Below are 25,449 nucleotides of genomic sequence, written 5' to 3' on the forward strand. Positions count from 1 at the left end.
CGGTGTCGGGTCAACCGGTCGGCGAAAAACCTTGGTTGGGCAACGGGTCCGGCAAAAAACCTCGATCGGTGGTGAACCGACGCGCGGGCGGTCCGTAGTGAGGGCGTGACCATCGTCGCCAGTGGAGAGATGTGCCGGTTGGTGGTGTGTGGACCGGACCGGCAGGTCGAGGTTGCCGTACCGGCCCAGGTGCTGGTCGCCGACCTGATGCCGGCGCTGCTGCACCACCTCGGCGAGAACCTGGCCGACACCGGCCTGCTGCACGGCGGCTGGGTGTTGCAGCGGCTCGGGTCGCCGCCGTTCGACGAGGACGGCACCGTCGCCTCGCTCGGCCTGCGCGACGGTGAGGTGGTCCACCTGCGGCCGCGTTCGGAGCAGATCCCGCCGGTCGACTTCGACGACCTGATCGACGGCATCGCCACCGGGGTGCAGTCCCGCGCCGGCCGGTGGCGCCCGGAGATGGTCCGCTGGGCCGCGCACGGCCTGCTCGCGGTCCTGTTCGGGGTCGGGCTGACGGTCCTGGTGCTGGCCGGTCCACCGGGGCCCCGGGCACTGACCGCGGGTGGTCTCGCGCTCGCCTGCCTGGTGACCGCGTTCGCGGTCACCAGGGCCGGCGGAGACCGGGTGTTCGGCCTGATCTGCGCGTTCGCCTCGATCGGGTACGCCGGACTCGCCGGCGCCCTGGTACCGGACCTCGATGCCGCCAGCCTCGGGGTACGACTGGGCGGACCGGAGCTGTTCGCCGGTTCGGTGGCGGCGCTCGCGGCGGCCAGTATCGGCCTGGCCCTGGTCGGCTGGGCCGGTCCGCTCTTCGCCGGGATCCTCGGCACCGGCCTGTTCGCCGCCGGTGGTGCCGCGCTGACCGCGTTCGTACCGCTGCCCACCGACCGGGCCGCGGCGGTGGTCGCGGTCGCCGCGACCGTCGCCGGCACGGCGGCGCCGATGCTCGCGTTCCGCCTCGCCGGACTGCGCCTGGCCCCGCTGCCGACCGAGCCCGAGCACCTCCAGGAGGAGATCGACCCGGAGCCGAGCGAACCGCTGCTCGCCCGCACCGCCGTCGCCGACCGCTACATGACCGGGCTCTACGCCGGGCTGGCGCTCGTCGTCGGGATCGCCCTGGTGCTGGTCGGGTCGGCGGGCGGCTGGGCACCGGCCACCCTGGTCCTGCTCGTCGCGCTGGTCCGGGTGCTGGCCGCCCGGCCGATGAACAGCGGCTGGCACCGGCTGGCGATGGCCGCCCCGGCGGTGGCCGGACTGGTCGCGGTGACCCTGGAGGCGGCGGCCGGCGCCCAGCCGTGGCCCCGGCTGCTGGTGCCGGTCGCGCTGGTGCCGCTCGGCACCGTACTGCTGATGGTGGTGGCCCGGATCATGCCGGGGCGGCGGATGATGCCGTACTGGGGTCGGATCGGTGACCTGAGCCAGACCGTGGCCACGGTGGCGATGTTCCCCGTCCTGCTGGCGGTCCTCGACGTGTACCGCTACGCCCGGTCGCTGGGGGGCTGAGGGCGATGCAGTCGCGTCGGGACCAGGTGCAGGCCCAGTCGTACGTCCTGGGGCGGTTGACCTCCGCGCTGGTGGCGGCGGAGCCGGAGGCGGCGGAGAACCCGCACCGCCGGCTCCTGATCGGCACCGTCGCCGGGACACTGATCGCCGCGCTGGTGGTCGCCGGGTTCGCCGTCTACGGCTTCCTGCGGCCGGGCGGTGCGACCAGTTGGCGCAAGCCGGGCACGGTGGTGGTCGAGAAGGAGACCGGCAGCCGGTACGTCCTCGTCGACGGCCGGCTGCGCCCGGTGCTCAACTACAGCTCCGCGCTGCTCCTGTTCGGCAAGAAGCCGGCCGTCACCAGCGTCTCGGCGGCGTCGCTGCGGTCGGTGCCCCGGGGCCAGTCGGTCGGCATCGTCGGCGCCCCCGACGCGTTGCCCGCCCCGACCGCCCTCAACGGTGCGAGCTGGACGGTCTGCGCGGTCGCCGGTCGCGACGCCGCCGGCACCCTGGCCACGGCCACCACCCTGACCGTGGACCGGAACCCGGCCGGCCCGGCGCTCGGCCCGGATCAGGGCGTGGTCGCCCGAGCGCCCGGCGGGGAAACCTTCCTGGTGTGGCGGGGCCGGCGGTTCGCGCTGACCCAGACCTGGCTGACCCGGGTGTTCGGCTACGACGGCGCACCGGCACCGGTCGAGCCGGGTTGGCTGGACCAGTTGCCGGCCGGCTCCGACATCGGGCCGCTGGCGGTGCCCGGCCGGGGCGAGTCGGGTCCGGTGATCGACGGCGCCCAGACCCAGATCGGCCAGCTGTTCGTGGCCCGGATCGCCGGTACGGCCGAGCGTCACTACCTGCTCCAGCGGGACGGGTTGAGTCAGCTCACCCCGACCGGGGTGGCGGTGGTGTCGAGCGACCCGGAAACCGCGCGGGCGTACGGGGCGCGGCCGGTCGTACCGACCGAGCTGACCGCCGCCGCGCTGGCCGGACTGCCGGGGTCGAAGGAGGCCGTGCTCCCCGGTGACCTGCCGGAGACACCACCGGCGGTCGCACCGGCGGGCCCCGGCCGGGTGTGGTGCGTACGCGGGGGAGAGGCGGGCGGCGGAGTCCGGTTGACCGCCGAGGCGCCACTGCCGCCCGGTGCGGTCGCCGTCGGGGACGGTGTCGGGGTGACCCGTACCGCCCGGACCGCCACCGCGGTCGCGGTCGCGGCCGGTGTCGGCGGCCTGGTCCGGCTCGGTCGGCCCGGTCAGGCGCCCGGCACGAGCTACTTCGTGGTCACCGACGCGGGAATCAAGTATCCGCTCGCCGATCCGTCGGTGGCCCAGGCGCTGGGATATCCCACGTCGGTCGCGGCGACGGTGTCGCCGGCACTGCTGGAGCTGCTGCCCACCGGGCCGCTGCTCGACCCCCGACGGGCGCGGGGGTGACCGAGACGGCAAACCGGTCCGGCAGCACCGATTCCAGCAACAGCCAACCGAACGGTACGAGAGGACGTGTGTGATGACCCAGCCGAACGAGGTAGACGAGGCCAGCATCCGGCAGTTGCTGGCCGCCTTCGAGGTCGCGATGGCCGACTGCAACGCGGCCGACCGCAGTGTCGACGCGGTCTCCGGGTCGACGCCGTGGCACGGCGAGGCGGCGGTCCGCTACATGCAGGAGTTGCAGAACTGGCGCGGCGGCCTGGCCCAGGTGCGCAACGGCCTGGAGCAGCTGCGGGCGTCGATGACCCAGCACCTTCAGGTCTCCAGCAACGCCGAAATGGAATCGGCCGCGCACGCGAAGTGGTACCAGCCCTGATCCCACGGGTGTTCCCCGTGCCGGCGCCCGCCGGCATCCCGGTCGACGACGAGCAATTCCGACGAGTAGCGAGGAGTGACGCATGGCAACCTACGGCCTGAACCCGGACGGCCTGTTGGCCAGCGGTGAGGAACTGCGTGGGGTGACCCGGTCGATCGAGCAGGCGTTGGCCGACCTCGACCAGGTGGTCAACAAGTTCATCACCGCGAACGTGGGTAACACCGCGGCTTCGTACCAGACGGCGCAGAACACCTGGCACCTGGGCATGGGCCAGATGAACGCCGCCCTGAACTCGGGTGCCTCCGCGATCGACCAGATCCGGGACACCTACCAGGTCGCCGACACCCAGGGCGCGGCCCTGTTCGACGGCGCGATCTGAGTCCACCGGCCGGGTGGGTGGCCAGCGGGTCGCCCGCCCGGCGTGGTGCCGATGTTCCACTTCCTTGAGGACGGTGAATCGTGCCGATCAGTGTTGACGAGGCGTTCCTGCGGCGGGTCGCGGCAGAGAACCAGCTGCTCGGGGGCGAGGCCCCCGGTGCGGCGAACGGGCCGATCGACGCCTTGATCATCAAGCCCGGGCATCAGAACTTCGTGGTGGGGCAGAACCTCGCCGCCTCGATCAAGGCACAGGGTGGGGTCGTCAAACAGCGGCTCAACCAGCTCGGGCTGCTCTTCACCACCCGTGGTCAGCAACTGCGGGGATTCGTCGACACCACCGACGACGTCGAGTCGCTCAACGAGATGACGGTCGCCGAGTTCCAGGCGCGCATCCCCAACTTCTAGTCCGTACGCACCTGCCGGCACCGGGCCGGCCGGACCGGCCACCGTCGCCGGACCGGCCGTCCCGGCACCGGTGACCTCTGGAAAGGACGACCCATGACCCAGCCATCACCGGGTATGAACTGGGTGCCGGCGCTGAAGGACATCCTGGGTGCGGACGACGACGTCGACACCACCCGGATCACCAGCCCCGCATGGGTGCAACTGGACACCTCGTACTGGATCTCGGCGAGCACCCAGTACAACACCGAGGGGTCCCACCAGCGGCCGTGGGACCACTGGATGCCGGGCGACCCGGCGCACGCCGGCTGGAACCGGATCACCCTCTACCGCAAACGCAACACCGACACGATCGAGAACTTCCAGCTCATCCGTGGCTTCATCTCGTTCTACGAGGGCGGTGAGACCGGCCCGGCCCGGCAGGCGCAGATGTTCGTCGCGATGAGCGACGAGACCACCTCGCAGATCCTGAGCAACCCGTTCCTGGACCCGCAGAGTCTCTACGACGCCGCGCACCTGTTCTACGAGGTGACGAACTGGCTGATGAACACGGGCCAGCCCAGGGTGCAGTCACTGGTCAGCGAGATCGACCAGGAGTCCAACGGATTCGAGGGCTCGGCCGCGGACGCCTTCATGTTCGCCATGGAGGACATCAACCGGACGATGCTCTACCTGAAGGAGAACATCACCGAACCGGACGACTGGATCGAGTTCATCAACGGCAGCGGGGACGCGGTCGGCACCTTCAAGACCGCGATGGTCGACGCCTGGACCGCGTTCAAGACGTACGAGTTCTACGACCCCAACTGGCTGGTCGGGCAGATCGTCCAGTCGATGGAGCAGCAGGTCGACGCGTACGACCGCACGGTCAAGTTCCCCGGTTTCTTCACCGGCGGCACCACCACCGGCGGGTACGACGAGGTGTGGAACTTCAGCTTCCCGGACCAGAACCTGCCCGGACCGTACGACCTGATGCAGCCCTCGGAGTGGCAGCGGCTCGACGTCGACACCAGGACCCAGTGGAGCAACGAACTCGCCACCCTGAACGCGGCCTCGTTGACGGCCACCAAGGCGTTGATGGACAACTTCGCCACCACCACCGACAAGCTGCAACGGGTGATCCCCGACCTGTACCGGGGCACCTTCTACGTGCCGCCGCCGGACCCGTCGCAGATCCCTCCGCCGGGCGGCGGTGACGGGAACTTCGGCATCAACTCCGGTGGCAACAACGGTGGCATCGACACCTCGGGGTTGGGCAGCGGTGGCAACAGCGGCGGTGGCAACACCGGTGGTATCGACACCTCGGGTCTCGGCTCCGGTGGCAACAGCGGTGGCGGCGGTGGCGGCGGCAACACCGGCGGGATCGACACCTCGGGTCTCGGCGGCAACCAGTTCGCCTCCGGTTCGAACACCGGCGGCCCGGGCGGTATCGACACCTCCGGTCTCGGCGCCGGTGGCGGCAGCACGGGCGGGATCGACACCTCCGGCCTCGGCGGCGGGACGTCGATCGGTGGGATCAGCGGTGGCTCGAACTCCGGTGGCCTGAACCCCGGCGGCCTGGATCCGGGTGGCCTCAACCCCGGCGGTGGCGGGACGTCGATCGGTGGGATCGGCGGTGGCTCGAACTCCGGTGGGGCGGCCGGTGGGATCACCATTCCCGGCCTGGGCAGCGGTGGCTCGTTCACCGGCGGCACCGGCGGCGGTTCCGTCGGTGGCGGCGTCGGGCAGAAACCGCCCGGTCTCGGCTCGGGCCTGGGCTCGGGGATCGGATCCGGTTCGGGGTCCGGCGGCTCCGGCTCCAATTCCGGCTCGGGGATCGGGTCCGGCTCCGAGGAGGGCGGCGGGCTCGGCAGCGGTGGCTGGGCCGGCATTCCCGGCCTCGACGATCCGAGCCTGGGCGGCGGCTCGGTCCCGAGCAGCCAGTTCCCCTCCCAGATCGATCCGGGCAACCTCGGCTCGGGCACCTTCCCCTCGGCCGGCTCCGTGGTCGGCCCCCTCGGCACCCCACCCCCGGGCTATGCCGGCGCGGGCGCGCTCAACGGCCTCGCGATGGGCGGCGTGCCCGGTGGTGGCTTCAACGCCGGTGGTTACGGCCTGGAGAACCTGCCCGGCGCGATCGTCACCCCCGGTCCCGGTGCCAACGGCGCGATGGGCGGCATGGGTGGGATGCCGTTCATGCCACCGATGGGCGGCATGGGCGGGATGGGCAGCCCCGGCAACGGGGACAACAAGGAGCGCGAGCGAACCACCTGGCTGGCCGAGGAGGAGGAGGTCTGGGGCACCGACCCGGACTGCGCGCCGGCCGTCGTCGGGCGCGACGACAGCACCGAGTACGACCAGTCCGAGACCCAGACCCGGCAACCGGCCCCGACCCGTGGGCCACGGTCGCCGTACGGACCCTCGCGGGGCACCACCCGAGGCCGTTCCTGAGCGGAAGGAGTACCCGACCCATGTCCAGCCCGTTGCACAACCAGATCGAGCAGGCGTACGCCGAACTCGAACGCAGCCAGGCCGCGCTCGCCGGGGTGCAGGAGGAACTTGAGGGTGCCCAGACCACGGTGACGTCGAAGAACCGGGCGATCACCGTCACCGTGGACAGCCGTGGGGACCTGGTCGACATCAAGTTCCTCACCAGGTCGTACCGGACGATGCCGTCGGCCGAACTGGCCACCCTGCTGATCGAGACGATCGGCGAGGCGCGGACGAAGGCGCAGGCGGCGGTGGCGGCGACGTTCCAGTCCGTACTGCCGACCGGCATGTCCGCACTGGACATGATCAACGGCACGGTCGACTTCGAGGAGATGATGCGCGAGGCGATCCGGATCGCGAACGAGCCGTTCCCCGGTGACGAGCCGACCGGGCAGCCGAAGGCGGGAGGTGGCAGGTGACCGAGCCGATCATCTCCGCCGACACCGCCCGGCTGCGCGCCGAGGCGTTCGCCAGCTACCTGGAGCACATGAAGGGCGTGGTGGACGAGTTCGACGCGGAGCGGGCCGCGAACACCCCGGTGGTGCTCAGCGTCCGGGGTGAGGTGGACGAGGCGATCGTCAAGGACGTGGACCGGGACCTGCCCGAGACCCTGTTCGTCCTCGCCGGCCTGCGGGACCTGTCCCTCGGTGACGGTTCGCGCGTCGAGGAGCTGCGTCGGCTGCTGGAGACGTACGAGGCGGACAACGTCGACACCGCCGGTGGCTGGAGCGGCAGCGGCGACGGTCCGAGTCTGACGATCTGACCGACCTGCGGGGCACGGACGACGGACGGAGGTGAGCTGACCGAATGGCGATCGAGGCGTCGGACCAGCTTGCCGGTTTCCTCAAGTGGGTCTCCGGGGAGGACTTTCCGGGGGCCAACGAGGATCGGCTGTTCGCGATGTCGCGGGCCTACCAGGGGGCGGCCGACGGGGTCGAGGCGGCGATTCCGTTGCTGGTCAGTGCCGTCGAGTCGATCCGCGAGGGGGTCTCCGGGCAGGCTGACGAGGCGTTCGTCGAGTCGATGCGGGCGTACGTCGACGAGGAGCCCGGCTTCCTCGCCGCCGCCGGCCTGCACATGCGCAAGCTCAGCGCGAAGAGCCAGACCAGCGGCACCCAGGTGCAGTACGTCAAGATGACCCTGATCGGCGCGATTATCCTCCTGCTGATCGAGTTCGCGGTCGCGCTCGCCTTCTCGTTCTTCAACCCCGGCGCGGCGCTCAACTGGCTGGCCGCACGGGTGGCCATCTTCCGCTTCCTGGTCCGTACCCTGCTCGGACGCCTGCTCATGCACGTGGTGATGAACCAGATCATCGGCATCGGCCTTCAGGTGCTGCTGGACCTGATCGTGCAGCGGTTGCAGATGGCGATGGGTACCCGTGACCACATCGACACCTCGCTGACCCGCCAGGCGGCGATCGCCGGTGCCGTGGGTGGCGCCATCGCGACGGTCCTCGGCCCGGCCGCGAACCGGATCTTCCGCCGGTTCGGCGGCGAGGTCGCGGACGCGGTCGTGGACAACATCCCCACCCCGAAGCCGCCACCGAAGACCTTCCTCGACGCCCTCCTCACCCCGGCGCCGAAGCCGACGGCTAGGCAGGCGGTGGTCGAGGGGGCCGAGGAGCTGGTGGTCGAGGCGGGCACCGAGGTCCTCGCCGAGGGCACGGTCAACGCCATCAACGGCGAGGGCTTCAAGGTGACCGGTGCGGCGGCCACCTCCGGCATCCTCTCCGCCGGTGCCAGCATCGCCGGCACGAACGTGGGCAACGCGATTCGCCCCGGTCCGGACTCCGACCAGAACGGCGGCGCCGACCAGCCGACCAAGTCGACGCCGACGGACGTACCGGTGCCGGTGCTCACCCCCGGCGGCCCGCCGCCGGGTGGTCCGAAGGGCGGGCCCGACAATTCGGGTACGGCGACCGGCGGCGGCCCCGACGGTACGGCGGACACCGGCCCCCCCACCTCCACCCCGCCCACGTCGACCCCGACTCCGGTCGGCACCGTCGCCGGTACGGGTCCCACCAACGGCCCCGCCCCCGTGTCGTCCGCGTCGACGGCCGGGCCGGTGTCGAGCTCGAACGATCCGCGCACCCCGAACGACTCCGTTTCGGACGGCTCGGCCAACCCGGACGGTCCCGTTCTCAACGGCCCGCCCGCCAACGGTCCGGTGCCGGGCGGTCCGGCCTTCAACGGTCCGGTGCCGAGCCTTCCGGTCACCTCCGTCGACGGGGTCGGGCCGACAGTCGACGGCGGCGGGTCGGTCGGCGTGACCCCGACCACCACCGCTTCGTTCGACTCCCCGGTGTCCGCCTCGCCGACCATGTCGACGGGGCCAACGGTGACCGGCGCACCCGCCTCGGCCGGCGTCGGTACGGGTGCCACCCCGACCTCCCACACGTCGTCGACGGCGACTGCCAACGGCGTCGGCGGCTCCAGCGGACCGACAGCGGTCTCGCCGAGCGCCGTGTCGAGCAGCACGACGGCAGCCGCGACGAACAACACGCCGGCGAATCCCACCTCCACCTCCAGCGGCACCGCGTCGACCTCCACGACGACACCCTCCAGCGCCAGCACGGCCAGCAGCCCCAGTTCGACCAGCAGCCCCAGCACGGCGGGCAACACCAGTTCGACCAGCAGCGTCAATTCGGCCAGCAGCACGGCCGCGTCCAGCAGCACCACGGCCGCCGGGCCCGGCGGGCGGACGGGTCCGACGGCGATCAGTTCCGCCGCGATCAGTTCCAGCAGCACCGTTCCCGGCGCGATCAGCTCAGGTGCCCCCGTTCCCGGCACGGTCGGATCGACCGCGGCCGGACCCACCGCGGTCGATCCGGCCGGTACCCGCCCCGCGACCTCCCGCCCGGCGCCCACCGCCCCCACCCAGATCGCTCCCACCCAGACCACCCCCGCCCCGACGAGCCCGAGCCCAAACGCGAGCCCGAGCCCAAACGCGAGCCCGAGCCCAAACGCGATCGTGGCTCCGGATCCGACCACGTCGGGCAAGCCGAGCGAACCGACTCCGACTCCGACTCCGGAGAGCGGCCAACCGGCTTCCCGGACCGACCACCAACCGTCGTCCGTCAACGACCCGCCGACGCCTCCGGCCCCCGCACCACCGCCGGTCGCGTACGTGCCGAACCCGACCGGTGTGGACAATCGCCGTCGCCCCGTACGGCACCGGCCGGCGAACCCGCGCGACCGGCGAGCCTGGAACCGGCTGCACCCGCGTACCCGACGGGGGAACGTCTTTCCGTTCACGTCCCTGGTCCGGGGCGGGCCTACACCGGTCACGTCCCCGGTCAAGGCCGGGTTGACCGGCCCGGCCCGGGTGGCCGACCTGACCCGGGGCGCGGACGGCACCTGGTACGCCGACGGCGTACCCCTGATCGTGCGGCCGGTGCCCGGCCGGGCCGGTGTCGGGCTGCTCTCCGACGCCGACTGGGCCCTGGTCCGGGGCCGGCCACTGCCGGACGGCGCGGGAGCGGCGGTGCTGGTGCACGGCGCCGGCGACCGGGTCCGGGCGGCCGTCCGGCACGCCGACGGCACCTCCGCCGAGGTGCTGCTCGATCCCGACCAGGTGGCCCGGATCGTGGCGGAGGTGGCCCCGCCCGACGCGCCGCTGGCGCTGGTCTCGTGCGCACCGACCGCACTGGCCGGGGGGTTCGCGCAGCGGCTCGCCTCGGCCCGGGGGACGGACGTGCTGGCCGCGTCGGGCGACGTGATCGCGGGTACCGGAGGTCCCTCCGGTGGCCTCGTCTCGGTCGGCGGCGACCCGTGGCTGCTCTTCGTTCCCGACGGGCTCGGTGGCGAAGGCTGGGACGTGCTCAACGACGACGTCGACGGCCTGACGCGGCCGTTCGACGGGATCGTCGCGGTAGACGGTCCCGGCCGTGGACCGGGTCTGCGGCTCGGCCCCAACCCGCTGAGCAACCAGGGGGCGTCGACGTCGAGCACACCGCAGCCGAGAAAGCTCGCACCCTGGACCAGACTCAAGGCGACCGCCTCGTCGTCCTCGTCCGCCACCGCTACCCCGACGACGTCGAAGACGCCGGGGGAGACGGGAAAGACGGGGGAGACGGCGAAGACACCGGGCACGGCGGAGGACACCCCGCCGCCGTCGGTTCCGCTGCCGGATATCAGCGCCCTGCTCGGCGTGTACCAGCGGCGCCCGGAGTTGCTGTCCGAGGTCGACGGCGCCGCCGACGTCGACCGGTTGGTGGAGCAGATACGGCAGGGCGTCGAAGCGCGGGTACGGGCGAGGCTGTCCAACCGGCTGGCCCGGATCACGTACGGCGGGCGGCAGGCGCTCACCGTCGACACCACGGCGATCGAACACGCCCTGCGCAACGACCTCCAGTCGTTCTTCACCACCGGTGGGCGGACCTTCGACGTACGGGACGGGTGGCGGCGATGGCATTCCGTCACCATCGCCCCGACCCGGTTCACCGACACCCAGCAGTGGGTGGACCAGAGCGCGGACAAGGCGAAGTACGACACCAGGGGCGACGCCAACGTGGCGCTCAAGGACACCGCGACGGCGGGGGACAGTCTCGCACTCGCCCTGGGTGGCGCGATCGGTGGCAGGTTCGGGCCCGGCGGCGCGCTCTCCGGTGATCTCGCGTTCGCCCGCGCGGCGGAGACCGCCGAATCGAGCGGCACCCTGTCCGACTCACGCAACATCCGCAGCGGCGCCGGCTCCCACGTCGTGCTGGCGTCGGTCCAGTTCGCCATCACGGTGGACCGGGCGGGCCGGCCACCGACGTCGTCGCCCCCGATGCACGAGACCGACGCCGCCCACCAGTTGCGCATGGCCGCCCACCCGCCACCGCCGGGCGGACCGACGGCGACGATCGCCTTCCGCGCCCTGGACGACATCGCGAAGGCCCCGCAGGTCGCCCGGACCGTCCGGTCCAGGCAGGGTCGGTTCGACGTCTCGACGCTGGTGGAGAACCTGTTTCCGGTACGGATCGAGGACGCCCGGTTCGACCGTCAGGACCCGCACGGCAACCCGGTCCCGGCCACCGCCTGGAACGTGGTCGCCGAGGATGTCCTGCGACAGCTTCGGCCGACCGGCACGGTCGGCGAGGGCAGCATCGGTCGGGAGCAGGTCCGTTCGCTGTTGAGCGAGTCGAGCGTGCTGGGGCAGGTGCCGCTGGCCCTCGAAAGTACGGTCCACTCACCGCTGGTGCTCAGCTCGTCGCGCCGCCAGGCGGTGGCCCTGGAGATGACCTCCGAGGTCACCGCGATGGAGGTGATCGAGGACATCCCCAAGTCGTCGTTCCGGTGGCAGCCGGGCGTCACGTCCGTCGGGCGCCAGCAGCACGTCAGTTCCGTCGGTGGCGGCGGCAGCGGTGCGTTCCGGTGGGGCTTCGGGATCGCGTACATCCAGGCTCGGCTGAGTGCGGGTTTCCGCCGGAACACCACCACCAGTGTCAAACAGAGCAGCACCAGCCGGACCGGCACCGAGTTCAAGGACGTGAAGAACGTGCTCGCCCGGGTGAAGGTCCGGCTCACGATCGACGCGTCGACCCGGGTCAACGCGTTCCAGCAGCCGTTCCGCCGGTCCCCGCAGCCGATCGTGGTGGAGCTGACGATGCTGGCCCGGCTGCCGAAGGACAAGGCCGACCAACTGCTGGCCGGCCCACCACCGGACGACGTCGACGCCGACGACACGCCCGGTGTCGACACGTCCGCGCCGGGCGACCGCAAGGGCAAGGCCAGGAGGGTGCCCGACGATTCCGCTCTCGACACGATCTCCGAGGACGAGGGGAGCGCCGAGGGGACCAACGAGGACTCCGTGGGCACGAAACCAGTGCCCGAACCGGATCCGTTACCGCCGCCGTGGGCCAAGAGCGGCGGCAACTCCGTGCCGATCGGAATGGGCAGGTTCCGCGCGGTGCACGACCGTACGGCGGCGTTGGTGCGCGGCATCGGTGGCGGTTTCCTGCCCCGGTTCCGGACCGCCGGTGCGGTCAAGACCATGGGGTACGTGAGTTCGGCCAGCGAGCGACAGAAGAACCAGTCCGAGCTGGACCGGGTGCTCTCGGTACCGGCGTTGCGGCAGAACTACACCGCGCTGCTCAACGGCGGGGTGGCGGCGGTGCTGACCCGGACGAAGTTCTTCCACTCGCGACATGTGGTCATCCACGTCACCGCCCGGCACACCCGGGATCTGACCTACTCCGGGGTGGAAAAAGGCGTCGCCGTACGCAACTTCCAGTCCAACAGCGAACAGGACGGCTCGGCCGCCGGGGCGCAGTGGCGGGCGGCGTTGTCCGTCGAGGGCGCCTTCATCGGGCGTTTCCCGGGGCCGGACGCGAGCGCCGCGGTGATGCCCGGCGGCGCGGTGGAGGGACAGCGGCGCTGGGCCCAGCAGGGTGGCGTCGACACGACAGGGCAGGAGACCGCGCTGCACGGCGGTACGCCCGACTCCCAACGCTTCGACGGTGACCTGGAGCTGGTGGTCACGGTCTACACGTACAAGAATCGGTTGGGTCGCAATCCGCGGGCGCGGCTGGGGCTGGGCCACCGGGCCGGACCGCTGACCCCGACCACCGCGCCCACGGCAGCCTGGGTCGGCGGCGAGGTGGACGTCGGCGGCAGGCTGATCAACCAGTACACGCTCACCTCGAACAAACCGGTTAGCGTGCTGTTCGCGAAAAGCGCGATTCCGCGTCAGGATCTCGAAGAACTGCCGGTGACCCGGATCGACGCCGAGGACGACGCGGACAATGTGCCGCTGCGTCGGCGCACCAGGGCCGATCTGTCGACCCTGCGGGACTTCGTGGACCGGCCGGCACCGCAGCCCCCGCAGCCGCAGCCCCCGCTGCTCCAACCCCAGCCGCTACAGCCCCCGCAGCCGCCTGCTCAGCCACGGTTGGCGGTGACGGACTGGCGGTTCGTGGAGGCGATGCCGGGCAGCGGCGAACTGCTGCGGTTGGCGCAGGAGACGGCCCTGGAGACCCAGCGGTACGAGAACGGCTCGTCCCGACGCCAGCTCGGCGGGCTGCGCGGCGACGTGACCCTGGTCGAGGGGATGCCGGTCTGGGCCGAGTTGGTGGACCGCTTCTCCACCACGCAGCAGGTCGCGAACCTGGGACCGATGACCGAGCAGCAGTGGGACCTGGAACCGATCACCACCGAGGCGGACGGCGGGCGGCTGAACGTGTCGGTGGCCGCCCGGCTCACCCGACCGAGGCTGGCGCCGAACCTGTCCGAGGTCACCACCGAGAACGCGCCCGGTGGCGGGGTGCAGGTGTGGGGGACCCGGACCACGGAGAACCAGGTCCAGGCGCGGGCCCAGTTCGGCGTGTCGGGCCGGGAGACGAGCAACAAGGAGGACAGGTTCAGCGGTGGCGGTACCGCTTCCGGTGGCTACCAGCGGGTCATCTACTCCCGGATGACCCGGCACCGCAAGAAGGTCAGCGGGTTCATCGAACGCAACGTCAACAACCGGAAGGCCAAGACCCGCTCGTACCTGGTGGTGGCTGATCTGCGGGCCAGCGTCGTCGCCGAGGTCACGAATCCGGCCGACCTGCCCAAGTCGCTGCTGCCGGAGCCGCTCCAGCCGGCCAGTTGGGAGCACCACAAGACGGTGACCCGCAGCGCCGTGATCGAGAACGCGGTCTACCTCTGGGTCAGCGAGGACGAGGCGGTCAGGCTCGGTCTGATCGAGCAGCCGGCGAATCCGCCGTTGCCGAGGAGCATCGCGCGGGAGGTGAACGGCAGTGAGTTCGTGCTGCCGCCCGGGCGCTCACCCGGCCTGGGACTTCAGACGTTCCACCAGGTCCCCTCGCTGGTCGGGCCGGCCATCACCGCCCTGCGGGCGGTGGTCGCGGGGGCGAACCCGAATCCGGTGTTCGCCCGGATCCTGGCGACGCTGACCGGCATGGGGTTGTCCGATCCGATGCTCAACCGGCGGCGGCTGCTCAACGTACTGTCCCGGACCGGGCTGCCCCGGCACTGGGCGGCGCTCTTCGACGGCGGGGTGTCGCTGCTCTACCCGGAGACCGGGGTGGTCAGCCAACGGCTGTTCGACATCCGCCTGGTCGCCGCCGTCGACCAGCCACCCGAGGTGCTCCGTTTCGTGGCCGACCACAACGACATCGACGTACGGACGGTGGGCGTCGGGGGCAAGGGCAAGACCGTTCGCAGCGGGCGGGGTGACGCGGTCTTCGGGAACATCGCCGGCTCGGCGATCCTGAACCCGGACGGCAAGGCGGCGGCCCTCGGCGCCGGGCACCAGTACGGCTACGGCTCGCTCGTGCTCAGCTCGAACAGCTCCGAGTCGGAGATCCGGACCACCGACATCAGCTCCGGGCGTGGGGTGAAGGCGAGGACCCGGCTTGAGCCGCGGTTCGAAATCCGGATCTTCTACCGGGGCCGACCGGTACGCGACGCGGCGGTCTCCTTCCAGGCCCCGGTGACGATCGACCGGTGGGCCACCAACCTCCGGATCCGGCAGCCCGGTACGGAGGCCCGGCCGCCCGCCGAACCCGGCGACCCGGGCGCGTACCCGCTTCCGGCGAACCAGCTGCCCGCGCCGGACCAGCGGACCGGCCGGCTCCGGGCGCCCGGCTGGCGGGAGCGCAACCGGATCCTGGTGCCACCCCGGTTCGCGCCGGAGGACCTCGACGGTGCGAAGGTCATCCAGGACGCGGTGAACGCCATGCTCCAGGGGGTGTCGAAGCGGCTGGCCCGGGCCGGCTACGCCGGTGCCCACCAGGTGCACCAGGGGCTGACGCCGGAGCTTCTGCTGCCGAACGCCGGTGACCTGCTGGACGAATTCGGGCTGGAGTTGCCCGAGGTGCCCAGCGCCGACGTGTCGATGAAGGGGGCGGTGGTCCGGGTCCGGCTGGTGCCGGTGGCGGTCCGGCTGGCCGGGGTCGACGCCGGGGTGTACCGGGAGCACGTGAAGCAGGCGACCACGGCCGGGGGCAGCGGCACGAACGCGTTGATCCAGTCCACCCAGGCGCCACGGCTCCTGCTCGGTCGCGGCTACCTGGGTGACCCGTACCAGGCGTTGGAGACCAGCGGTGCCGGGCCCTCCACCGGGGAGACCGCCGCGGTCGCCTCCGGTGAGGAGGGTGGGGCGACCGGGTTCGGCAACGTCAAACCCGAGGGGCCGTCGGCGGCGGTCGCGTACATCTGTCAGCCGGTGATCGAGGTGACCCTGCCCGAGCGGATCCGGGTGCTGCTGCCGGCCCGCCAGCGCACCGACCGCCCGGGAGCCCCGGTGACCGTGGTGCTCCGGATGGGGCTGGAGGACGCCCGGCAGGTGCTGGCCATCGACGACAGCGACGCCGTGGCACCGGGGATGCGGGCCGCCTTCGATCAGATCGTCGCCCAGGACCGGTTGCTGCACGCGGCCGGGGAGCAGTTCGTCGCGGCGACCGACGCCGAGGAGGCGGCCAGGTACCGGCTGCAGAGCGTCCAGGAACCCGTCCTGCGCGAGCAGTCGATGACCCGGTCGGCGGCGATCGACGCGCGTGCCGACGCCCTCCGCGAGTGGCAGGAGGCGGTGCGGGAGCGGGAGCGGATCGAGGCCGAGTGGTGGGAGCTGCTCCAGACCCACTCCCAGCTGCTCGACGACTTCGAGGCCACGTACGTCGCCGTACCGCACCGGATCGCCCTCGGGACGGAAAACGACGGCGACGGTGACATTGACGGTGACGGTGACATTGACGGCGACGACAGCGACAGCGACGGTGGCGACGAGTTGCCGCCGGTTGACCGCGACACGGCTCCGGCCGAGCGGAAGCCCGCTCCGGTCCTGCCCGCCGTGCCGGGCGACCGGTTCGGGGCCACCGACCTGGTCCGGTCCCAACTGGGCCCGCCGCCACCGAGCACACTGACACTCGCCCAACGGCGGGACACCGAGCGGTTCACGGATGCGATGGTCCGGTCGAAGGCCGGCCCGCTCCCGGTCGACACCGGCCTCCTGACCCAGCTCAGAAAGGAGGCCGACGCGACGCTCCGCCAGCGCGCCGAGCCGAAGACCGCCGGGCCGAAGACGACCGGGTCGACGGTTGTTACCGAGCGGGTGCGGACGCTGACGATGCCACCCCGGAAGCCCGGGCCGTCGACCGTCACCCAGCTGCCGACCACCGCGCTGCCCGCGCTCGGGTCGACGTCCGGCAGCAGCCCGAAGTCGACCCATCAGGGAACACCGGTCGTACCGGCGGTGGACAGCTCGTCGGCCCCGCCGGTCCCGGTGACGGAGTTGACCCGGGACAAGGCAGGCACCTGGTTCGCCGATGGCTTACCCCTGGTCGTACGCCCGGCGCCGGGTCAGCGGGCCGGGGTGGCGCTGCTCTCCGACGCCGACTGGGAACTGGTACGCAACCGCCCGCTGCCGTACGGCTCGGGCGGCGCGCTGCTGGTCCACGGTGCCGGTGGATTCGTCGCTGCGCCGGTGCGGTTGGCCGACGGTGGTACCGGCGAGGTGCTGCTCACCCCCGCGCAGGTGTCCCGGATCGTCACGCCACTGGTTCCGCCGGAGGTGTTGCTGGTCCTGGTCGCCTGCCGCACCGACGAACTGGGCGCCGAGTTCGCCCAGGGGTTGGCGACGACCCGGGGCGGAGACGTGCTGGCCGCGTCCGGTGACGTGGTCGTCGGCTCCGAGTTCCACCCGGACAAGGTGCTCAGCATCGGCGGGAGTTCGTGGTCGCTGTTCACGCCGACGAAGCTCGGCGAGGACGGTTGGGACACCCTCAACGACTTCGACGGGCAGCCGATCCCGTTCGACGGGATCGTCGCCGAGGACGGGGACTCCGGGGGCACCGGGCTGCGACTCGGACGCAAGGCCGGGCCGTCCGGTTCCGCCGCCGCCGCACCGACGTCGTCCGCGTCCGCGTCGGCCCCGGCAGCGACCCCGCCGGGTATCCCGGCGACCGCCGCGGAGCTGGGCCTCTACCAGTCCAACCCGGACCTGCTCTACGAGGTGGACGGGGCGTCCGACCTCGACCAACTGGTCGCCGACCTGACCTCGGCGGTCCGGCGCAGCGTACGGGACCGGGTCCCGGCCCGGTACGCCCGACTCACCTGGGGCGGCCGGCAGGGGATCTCGGTCGACACCTCCACGGTCGAGGCGGCGCTACGCGAGGACCTCCAGTCGTTCTTCACCACCGGCGGCCGCACCTTCGACGTGCGCGACGGGTGGCGGAACTGGCACAGCGTCACCATCGTGCCCAGCCGGGACACGACCGGCCAGCGCTGGGTGGACCAGAACGAGGACAGGGCGAAGTTCGACACCCGTAACGACTTCACCATGGCGCAACGGGACACCGCGACGTCGGCGGACAGTTTCGCCATCGGCGGCGGCTTCACCATGGCCAGCCGGATCGGCCCCGGTGGCGGCTTCTCCGCCGAGGCGGCCCTGGCCCAGGCGGCGGAGTCGAGCGAGAACAGTTCCACGCTCTTCGACTCGCACAACGTACGCGGCGGCGCCGGGTCGAACCTGGTCCTGGCGTCGGTCGCGTTCACAGTGACGGCCGGCCGACCGGGCACCGTACCGGCGACGGTGCCGCCGTTCCACCGGGCGGGCGCGGCGGCGCCGAACCCTCCGGCGGCCGCGGTCTACCCGCCGCCCGCGCCGGTGGTGATCGCCCCGATCGGGTTCCAGGCGGTCGAGGACGTCGCCAGGGCCACCGCGCCGGTCGGTGTCAGCCAGGCCAGTGGCGACTTCGACGTCTCCACCCTGGTGGAGAACCTCACCCCGGTCCGGCTGCTGGACGCGAACGTACGGGAGGCGGACGGTCGGTGGGGTGTGCGCCGGGGCTGGAACCAGGTCGCCGAACTGGTCCTGCAACGGATCAGGCGCACCGGCACGGTCGATCCGGGCAGCACCAGCCGGGAGCAGATGCGGGCGCTGCTCAGCGAACCGAGCCTGCTGGGACAGTTGCCGCTGGCGCTGGAGGGCCCGGTGCACTCGCCGCTGCTGCTCAGCCCGTCGCGGCGGCAGGCGGTCTCGGTCCAGATGCGTTCCGAGGTGACCGACCTGGAGGTGCTCGGCGACGTCAAGAAGTCCTCGTTCCGCTGGCAGCCGGGGATCACCGACAACGGGCGTCAGCAGCACGTCAGCATGGTCGGCGGCGGCGGCAGCGTGGTGCCGATCCGGTGGGGCTGGGGCCTGGGGTACGTCCAGCTCCGGTTGTCGGCCGCGTTCCGCCGCAACGCCACCACCACGGTCAAGCAGAGCACCACGACCCGGACCGGCACCGAGTTCAAGGACATCGAGAACGTGCTGGCGAAGGTGACCGTCCGGGTCACCATCGACCCGAGCACCCGGGTCAACACGTTCCAGCACCGGATCCGTCGCCGGACCGGGGTCCGTCCGGTCGAACTCCGACTGAGCGTGCTCGCCCGCCTGCCCAAGGAGAAGGCGGCCGAACTGATCAGCACGGTCCGGCCGGCCGGCACGGCGACGACCAGCGGCAGCGGTACCGGCCAGCCGGCCAGCACGCCGGCCCCGGCCGTCGACCTGAAGGGCAAGACGAAGGCCGTACGGCAGACCGCCGGTGCCGAGCCGGACCGGCCCCGGCACGCGCCGCCGTACGCGTCCTCCGGCGGGCACGCCATGCCGTACGGGATGAGCCGGTTCCGTGCGGTCCAGGAGCGGACGACCGCCCTGATCGGGCAGATCGGTGGCGGGTTCCTGCCGCGCTACCGGGGCGACGGCGTCGTACGCCGAATGGGTTTCTCCAGTTCGGCCAGCGAGCGGCAGAACAACCAGACCGAACTCGACAGCGTCCTGTCCATGCCGGCATTGCGGCAGAACTACACCGCGATGCTCAACGGCGGGGTGACCGCGACCCTGACCAGGACGAAGCAGACGTACTCCCGGCACATCGTGGTCCACGTCGCCGCCCGGCATCCACGGCCGCCGACGTACGCCGGGGAGGAGCCGAACGTCGCGGTCCGCAACTTCCAGTCGAGCAGTGAGCAGGACGGCTCGGCCGCCGGGGCACAGTGGCGGGCCGCCGTCGCGGTCGAGGGCGGGTTCATCGGGCGACTGCCCGGCAGGAACGTGAGCACCTCACTGTCGCCCGGCGGGGCGGTCGAGTTCCAGCAGCGCTGGGCCCGGCAGAGCGGGATCGAGGTGACCGGCCAGGAGACGTCGCTGCACGGCGGCACGCCCGACTCGGAGCGTTTCGAGGGCGATCTGGAACTGGTGGTGACGGTCCACTCGTACACGGTCGGACTGGGTCGGGACCGGCGGGCGCTGTTCGGGTTGGGGCGGCGGGCCAGGCAGATCCAACACAACCTCGTGGCGGGCTTCACCCGACTGCCCGAGACGGTGCAGGTCGGCGACGAGCAGATCCCGCAGTACCGCCTCACCGACACGCACCACGTGAAGGTCCTGCACTCGCGCAGCGCGCTGCCGACCCGCCCGGTCAACTACCCGGTCTCGGTGTCGGGTCGGGAGAACCGTCCGCTGGCCCGGCAGACCCGCGCCGACATCGCCGCGCTGCGGCAGTTCGTCGACCGGACGCCACCGCCCGCGCCGCCCACCCAACCGGCGGGTGGCAGCGGGCGGCGTCGCGAGCAGGCCTGGGACTGGCGGTACGTGGAGGCGATGCCGGGCAGCGCCGAGGTGCTCGGCCTGGCCCAGCAGGCGGTGCTCGACACCCAGCGGTACGCGCCCGACTCGGCCTCCAAACGCAAGCTCGGCGGGCTGCGCGGTGACGCCGCCCTGGCCAAGGGAATGCCGGTGTGGGCGGACCTGGTCAACCGACTGTCGAACTCCCGGCAGATGGCGAACCTGGCCGCGATGACCGAACGGCAGTGGGACCTGGAACCGCTCACCACGGAGACCGACGACGGCCGGCTCGACGTGTCGATCGTGGCCCGACTGGACGCCCCCCGACTCGTCCCCGTCCGGGGCGAGATCAGCACCGAGAACGCGCCCGGCGGCGGGATCCAGGTCTGGGGCAGCCGTACCCGGGAACGGCAGTGGCTGGGCCGGATCCAGTTCGCGCTCGGGCTGCGCAAGCCCGGTAAGCCGGAGCACAAGGCCGGAGGCGGCGGCACCGGCACCGTCGGCTACCAGCACGTCTTCCACTACCGGATGCGGCGCTGGCGGGAGAAGGTCAGCGGGTTCATCGAGCGCAACATCAACAACCGCAAGGGCCGGGCCCGTACCTTCCTGGTCGTGGCCGACCTGCGGGTGACCGCCGTCGCCGAGGTCACCCACTCGGCGGACTTCCCCGCCGCGATGCTGCCGACCGCGATCCAGCCGGACCGGTGGCAGAACCACAAGACGGCCGCGCGCAGCGCCGTCATCCACAACGCGGTGTACCTGCGGGTCACCGAGGACCAGGCCGCCGCCATGGGCCTGCTCGACGGGCCCGGAAAGGCGCTGAACCCGCCACCGCCCCGCCGGATCGGCGCCCGGCCGGCCAAACCGGCGCTCGCCCTGCCCGTCGACCGGTCCGCCGGGTTGGGCCTACAGACCTTCCACCAGGTCCCGTCCCTGGTGGGACCCGCGATCGAGGCACTGGAGCAGGCGGTCGCGGCGCCGAACCCGGTGCCGTTGGCGGCGCCGATCCTGGCCGCGTTGAACGGCACCTCACTGGCCGACCCGATGCTCAACCGCCGCCGCATGCTCAACCTGCTCTCCGCCAAGGGCGTACGCCGCAACTGGGCGGCGCTGTTCGACGGCGGAGTCTCCCTGATCCACGCCGACACCGGCGCGTTCAGCCAGCACCTCTACGACGTACGGCTGCACGCGACACTCAACGACCCGATCGAGCTCGACCGGTTCGTGGCCAACCACGACGACATCGACGTCCGCATGGTCGGGGCGCGTGGAACGGGCAAGCTGGTACGGCGGGCCCGGGGCTGGGCGCTGTACTTCAGTGCCCTCGCCACCGGGGTCATGAACCCCGAGGGGAAGCCCCTGGAGCAGGCGCCCCCGATCCAGGGTCAGACTCCGCCCGACCCGGCGAACCCGGGCGCACAGCCGTCGAACCCGGAGGCGGCCCCGAAGCCGAAGGCCCCGGTGGCGGGCGCGCTCGGCGGCGGCTACGGGTACAACACCGGAAACCTCACCGCCAGCACGAACTTCAACGAGACGGAGCAACGTACCGTCGACATCAGCTCCGGGCGCGGGGTGAAGGCCCGGATCCGCCTCAATCCGCATTTCGAGATCCGGATCTACCACCGGGGCGAGGCGGTGCCGGCGAACACGATCACCTTCCAGCAGGAGGTGACCGTCGACCGGTGGGCCGGGGACCTGCGCAGTGCCCGCCGCAACAGCACGCCGGCCGCCGTCACCGGGCCGGGGGCGTACCCGCCGCTGTCGGATCCGGGGCCGGAGCCGGGCTGGCGGAACCGGGACGGGGTGCTGATCCCACCCCGGTTCGCCCCCGAGGACCTGCACGGAGCGGCCGAGGTGCAGCGGGAAGCGGCGGCGTTGCTGGCCGACGCCGCCCGCCGACTGCGTACGGAGGGTTATCCGGGCACCCAGCAGGTGCACCAGGCGCTCACCCCGGAGATCCTGCTGCCCAACGCCCGGACGCTCCTCTCCGAACAGGGCCTGGTGCTGCCCGAGCTGTCCAGCGCGGAAGCCTCGATGCAGAAGGCGAAGATCACCGTACGACTCGAACCGGTCGCGGTCCGGCTGGCGGGAGTGGACTCCGGCGTGTACCGGGAGCACGCCGAACAGGCCGGCGGTGGCCTCGGCAGCGGCTCGAACGTGCAGAAGCAGACGCTGCACGCCCCCCGCGTGGTGGGCGGACGCGGCTACATCGACGACCCGTACCAGCCCCTGGAGACCGGGGGAGCGGGCCCGTCCAGTGGCGAGACGGCAGCCAACGCGGCGGGGGAGGAGAACTCGGCCACCGGCTTCGGCAACCTCAAGCCGGAGGGGCCGTCGGCCGCCGTCGCGTACGTCTGCCGGCCGGTGATCGAGGTGACCATGCCGGGCAAGTGGTCCCGGCCGCTGCGGAGCCGGCACCGGTCCAACGAGGAGACGGCGGCGCCGCTGGTGACGGTGGTGCTGCGGATGGGGCGCGACGACGCCCGCCGCGTACTCGGTATCGATGACGGGGCGCCGGCGGACGCGCAGGCCGACTTCGACGCGATCGTGGCGCACGAGCAGCAGCTCAAGACCGACGCCGACGCGTTCGTCGAGGCGGGCGAGACCGAGGCGGCCGCCCGGTTCGCCGCGCTGGAGAGCCGGCTGCACGACCAGCATCCGGACGACGACCTGGACCGGGCGTACTTCGCGGCGGTCCGGGACCGGGAGGAGGCCGAGGCAACCTGGTGGCGCTCGGCCCAGCGGCACTATCGACTGCTCGACGACTTCCAGGCCGATTTTGTCGCCGTACCGACGGCCCCGGTGCCGCCGGTGCCACTACCGCCGGCCCCGCTGGACACCTCCTCCTCGGTCACGCCGACGCCGATGTCTCCCGTCCCGCCGGTGCCGACCGTTCCAACTTTTCCCACCGTGCCGTCCGTGCTGTCGAGCCCGCTCGTGCCTCCCCGTTCGCTCGCGTTCCCCGTCCCGTCCACGCTCTCCGGGCCGCACCTGCTCGCCGGGGTGTTGCCGCTGGCGTCCATCGTCGAGGAGGACGCGGAGGATCCCGGTCCGAACCCGGTGTTGTCGGCACCGGTCCCCATCCCGGCGGTGGTCGACCTCGACCCGGAGACGGACGCACCGGCGCCCGTACCGTCGATATCGGTCCTTGTTCCGCCCTCCCCGGTCATTTCCCCGGTCGAGCACTCGTTCGCCCCGGTCGAATTCGCCCCGGTCGTCGAGGACGAGCCGGTTGCCGACCCCTTGGTCAAGTCCGCCCCCGCACTGTCCGAGGTGATGGATCTGGATCGTGAGTACGGGGTGGTGGTCGATCCGAAGCGGGTGAAGTCGGCGGAGATGGCGGATGGTGCGGTTCGGTTGAATCCGATGTGGTATCGGTTGGAGGATTTCAAGCCGGCGTTGTTGGAGCGGTTGGGTGCGCGGTGGCATTACGTGGTGGATGCGGATGGTGGGATTCGGGTGGGGTCGGAGGAGATTCTGACGGTTGTGGAGGATGCGGAGTGGGTGCGGTTGGTGGAGGGGATGCGGTCGGTTGGAACGGACGTGACGGTTGACGATGTGAAGGGTTTGTTGGATGGGCAGGGTCATCCGACGATCGCGGCGGGTTTTGTGGACGGTGGTGGGACCGAGGTTGCGCGGGCTCGGATCAGTGGTGAGTTCGGGTGGAATGCGGTGGCGGGTCGTTGGGAGGTGAATGACAAGTCCGGTCGGTATATGAGCGAGAAGGTCCGGCCGGACCTGGATCCGGTGGACATTGGTCGTTGGTTGGACAACGTCGCCCGCCGGTTGACCGAGAAGTTCGGTGTCGAGGTCCATCCGGTGCTGCTCAAACACGCGGATCCACCCCCGGCACCGATGCCGGAGCCGGCGATCCCGGCAGAGGATCCCGCCCCGGCCAATCCCATCCCCCAGTTTCCCCAGGTGCCCGAGACGGCGCCGGTGAGCTTTCCTCGGGTCCCCGAGACGGCGCCGGTGGTCCGGATGCCGCCGACCGGACGCCCGGCGGTCGGAGTCGCCCAACTGACCGATGCGATCATCCGTCCGTATGCCGGACCGCTACCGGGGCGGCCGGCGCTCATGGCCGAACTGCGCGACCGGGTCACCGCCGCCCTCAACGGCGGGCTCGGCGAGGAGTACGCCGCCCAACTCGCCGCCCGGATCGCGGCGACCCACGGTGGCACCGACGAAACCACCGAACCACTTGGAGAGCCGGTATGAGCGAAAGCGGGCGGCTGGCCGCCTTCCACCACCTGTTACTGCGGGCCGAGAGCACGATGCCCGACGAACTGGTCGCCGAGGCCCGGACCTGGCTCGCCGCCGGGATGCTGGTCGACGTCGCCCAGGCGGTCGTGTTCACCGCCATGACCGGGCGGATCCCGCTCGGCGCGGCGGACATCGCACTGCTCGGCGAGACGCTCGGCGAAGCCGGCGGGGACACGGACCTGCTGACCGAGATCGAGGTCGCCGCCGACGAGACCATGCCACTGTACGGACTCGCACCGGTCGGCCCGGAGGTGCTGGCCGAGCACGGCGAGCTGATTCCGTACAACGTCGATCTGACCCGGTCCGACGGCGGCCCGGCGGGGCCCGACGATGTGGACGTCGCCCTGACCACCGCGATCGACGACGAAACCGGCCCGCTGGCGCTGTGGCGCTGCTGGCGTTACCCGGCCCTGGACACCCAGTGGCCGCCGGCCAAGCGGATGTACCTGGTGTACGCGAGCGGCCCGGCGAGCGGGGACGGTCTGCCCGCCGTCACCGCTCGCCTACAGGGCGTCCTGGTCGACGCGGGTGAGACGGATCCCCTGGTCACGGTCTTCGTCGACCCGGACGCGCTGCCCATGTTCCAGCGCACCGCGCTCGGCTTCGCCGCCCTGCTCTGGACCGCCGAACCACAGCCCGAGATCCGGATCGCCCGGCTGTTCGACCCGCTCGACGGGGACCAGCCGGGCGGCCCGCCCCTCGACCCCGACGAGCGGGACCGGATCCTGCGGTACCTCCGGCAGGGGGTGCCGCTCGTGATCACCACCACGCTGCTCGACGACGTGGTGGAGCCGGACCGGGGCGCGTCCGTGCCGATGAGCTTCCGCACCGACGGGACCTGGGTCTGGAGCGACGCCGTCGGGTACTACCTGGACCAGCACGGGTTGGCGCCGACGGCCGACTTCACCGCCCACATCCGCGATGGCCGGTACACCGTGCCCGAGGTCGACGTGCTGAGCCTGCACCGGGCACTGGCCGCCGTACAGGCACCGGTCGCCGAACCCGCCGCGGACCCGGTCGCACTGGCAGCCGGATGACCCTCGGATCGTCGTGAACCGGACCGGGGTGGCATGCGTAGTGCAGGCGACCGGGCAGTGAACGGCGCCGTCCGCCCGTAACGGC

10 protein-coding genes are annotated in these 25,449 nt (G+C 71.9%); all 10 read left to right on the forward strand.

The features are described from left to right. The first annotated feature begins 105 nt into the window (after positions 1 to 105). Positions 106 to 1,503, forward strand: a complete 1,398-nt coding sequence (eccD, locus tag ACZ6QQ_RS10720; RefSeq protein ID WP_465875728.1) for a type VII secretion integral membrane protein EccD — start codon at positions 106 to 108, stop codon at positions 1,501 to 1,503. A gap of 5 nt (positions 1,504 to 1,508) precedes the next feature. Beyond that, complete coding sequence (gene eccB / locus ACZ6QQ_RS10725) at positions 1,509 to 2,909, forward strand: type VII secretion protein EccB (RefSeq protein WP_465875729.1); 1,401 nt, start codon at positions 1,509 to 1,511, stop codon at positions 2,907 to 2,909. 73 nt (positions 2,910 to 2,982) lie between these two features. Continuing rightward, positions 2,983 to 3,279, forward strand: coding sequence for a hypothetical protein (locus ACZ6QQ_RS10730; RefSeq protein ID WP_465875730.1), 297 nt, complete (start codon positions 2,983 to 2,985; stop codon positions 3,277 to 3,279). An 82-nt stretch (positions 3,280 to 3,361) separates the two neighbouring features. Beyond that, complete coding sequence (locus tag ACZ6QQ_RS10735; RefSeq protein WP_329110964.1) at positions 3,362 to 3,658, forward strand: WXG100 family type VII secretion target; 297 nt, start codon at positions 3,362 to 3,364, stop codon at positions 3,656 to 3,658. 80 nt (positions 3,659 to 3,738) lie between these two features. After that, positions 3,739 to 4,062 (forward strand): hypothetical protein, encoded by a 324-nt coding sequence (locus tag ACZ6QQ_RS10740; protein WP_465875731.1) that lies wholly within the window; start codon positions 3,739 to 3,741, stop codon positions 4,060 to 4,062. A gap of 93 nt (positions 4,063 to 4,155) precedes the next feature. Beyond that, positions 4,156 to 6,489: a hypothetical protein gene (locus ACZ6QQ_RS10745; protein WP_465875732.1), complete on the forward strand. Its 2,334-nt coding sequence runs from the start codon at positions 4,156 to 4,158 to the stop codon at positions 6,487 to 6,489. A gap of 20 nt (positions 6,490 to 6,509) precedes the next feature. Next, a complete protein-coding gene (locus tag ACZ6QQ_RS10750) occupies positions 6,510 to 6,947 on the forward strand; it encodes a YbaB/EbfC family nucleoid-associated protein (protein ID WP_465875733.1) in 438 nt (145 codons plus the stop codon). Beyond that, entirely contained in the window at positions 6,944 to 7,291 is a 348-nt protein-coding gene (locus ACZ6QQ_RS10755; protein WP_465875734.1) for a hypothetical protein, read from the forward strand. Before ACZ6QQ_RS10750 ends, ACZ6QQ_RS10755 begins: the two co-directional genes overlap by 4 nt. Before the next feature lie 44 nt (positions 7,292 to 7,335). After that, positions 7,336 to 24,282: a WXG100-like domain-containing protein gene (locus ACZ6QQ_RS10760; RefSeq protein ID WP_465875735.1), complete on the forward strand. Its 16,947-nt coding sequence runs from the start codon at positions 7,336 to 7,338 to the stop codon at positions 24,280 to 24,282. Then, complete coding sequence (locus ACZ6QQ_RS10765; protein WP_465875736.1) at positions 24,279 to 25,364, forward strand: hypothetical protein; 1,086 nt, start codon at positions 24,279 to 24,281, stop codon at positions 25,362 to 25,364. Before ACZ6QQ_RS10760 ends, ACZ6QQ_RS10765 begins: the two co-directional genes overlap by 4 nt. Positions 25,365 to 25,449 lie beyond the last annotated feature (85 nt).

Source organism: Micromonospora sp. NPDC049529 (assembly GCF_055586685.1).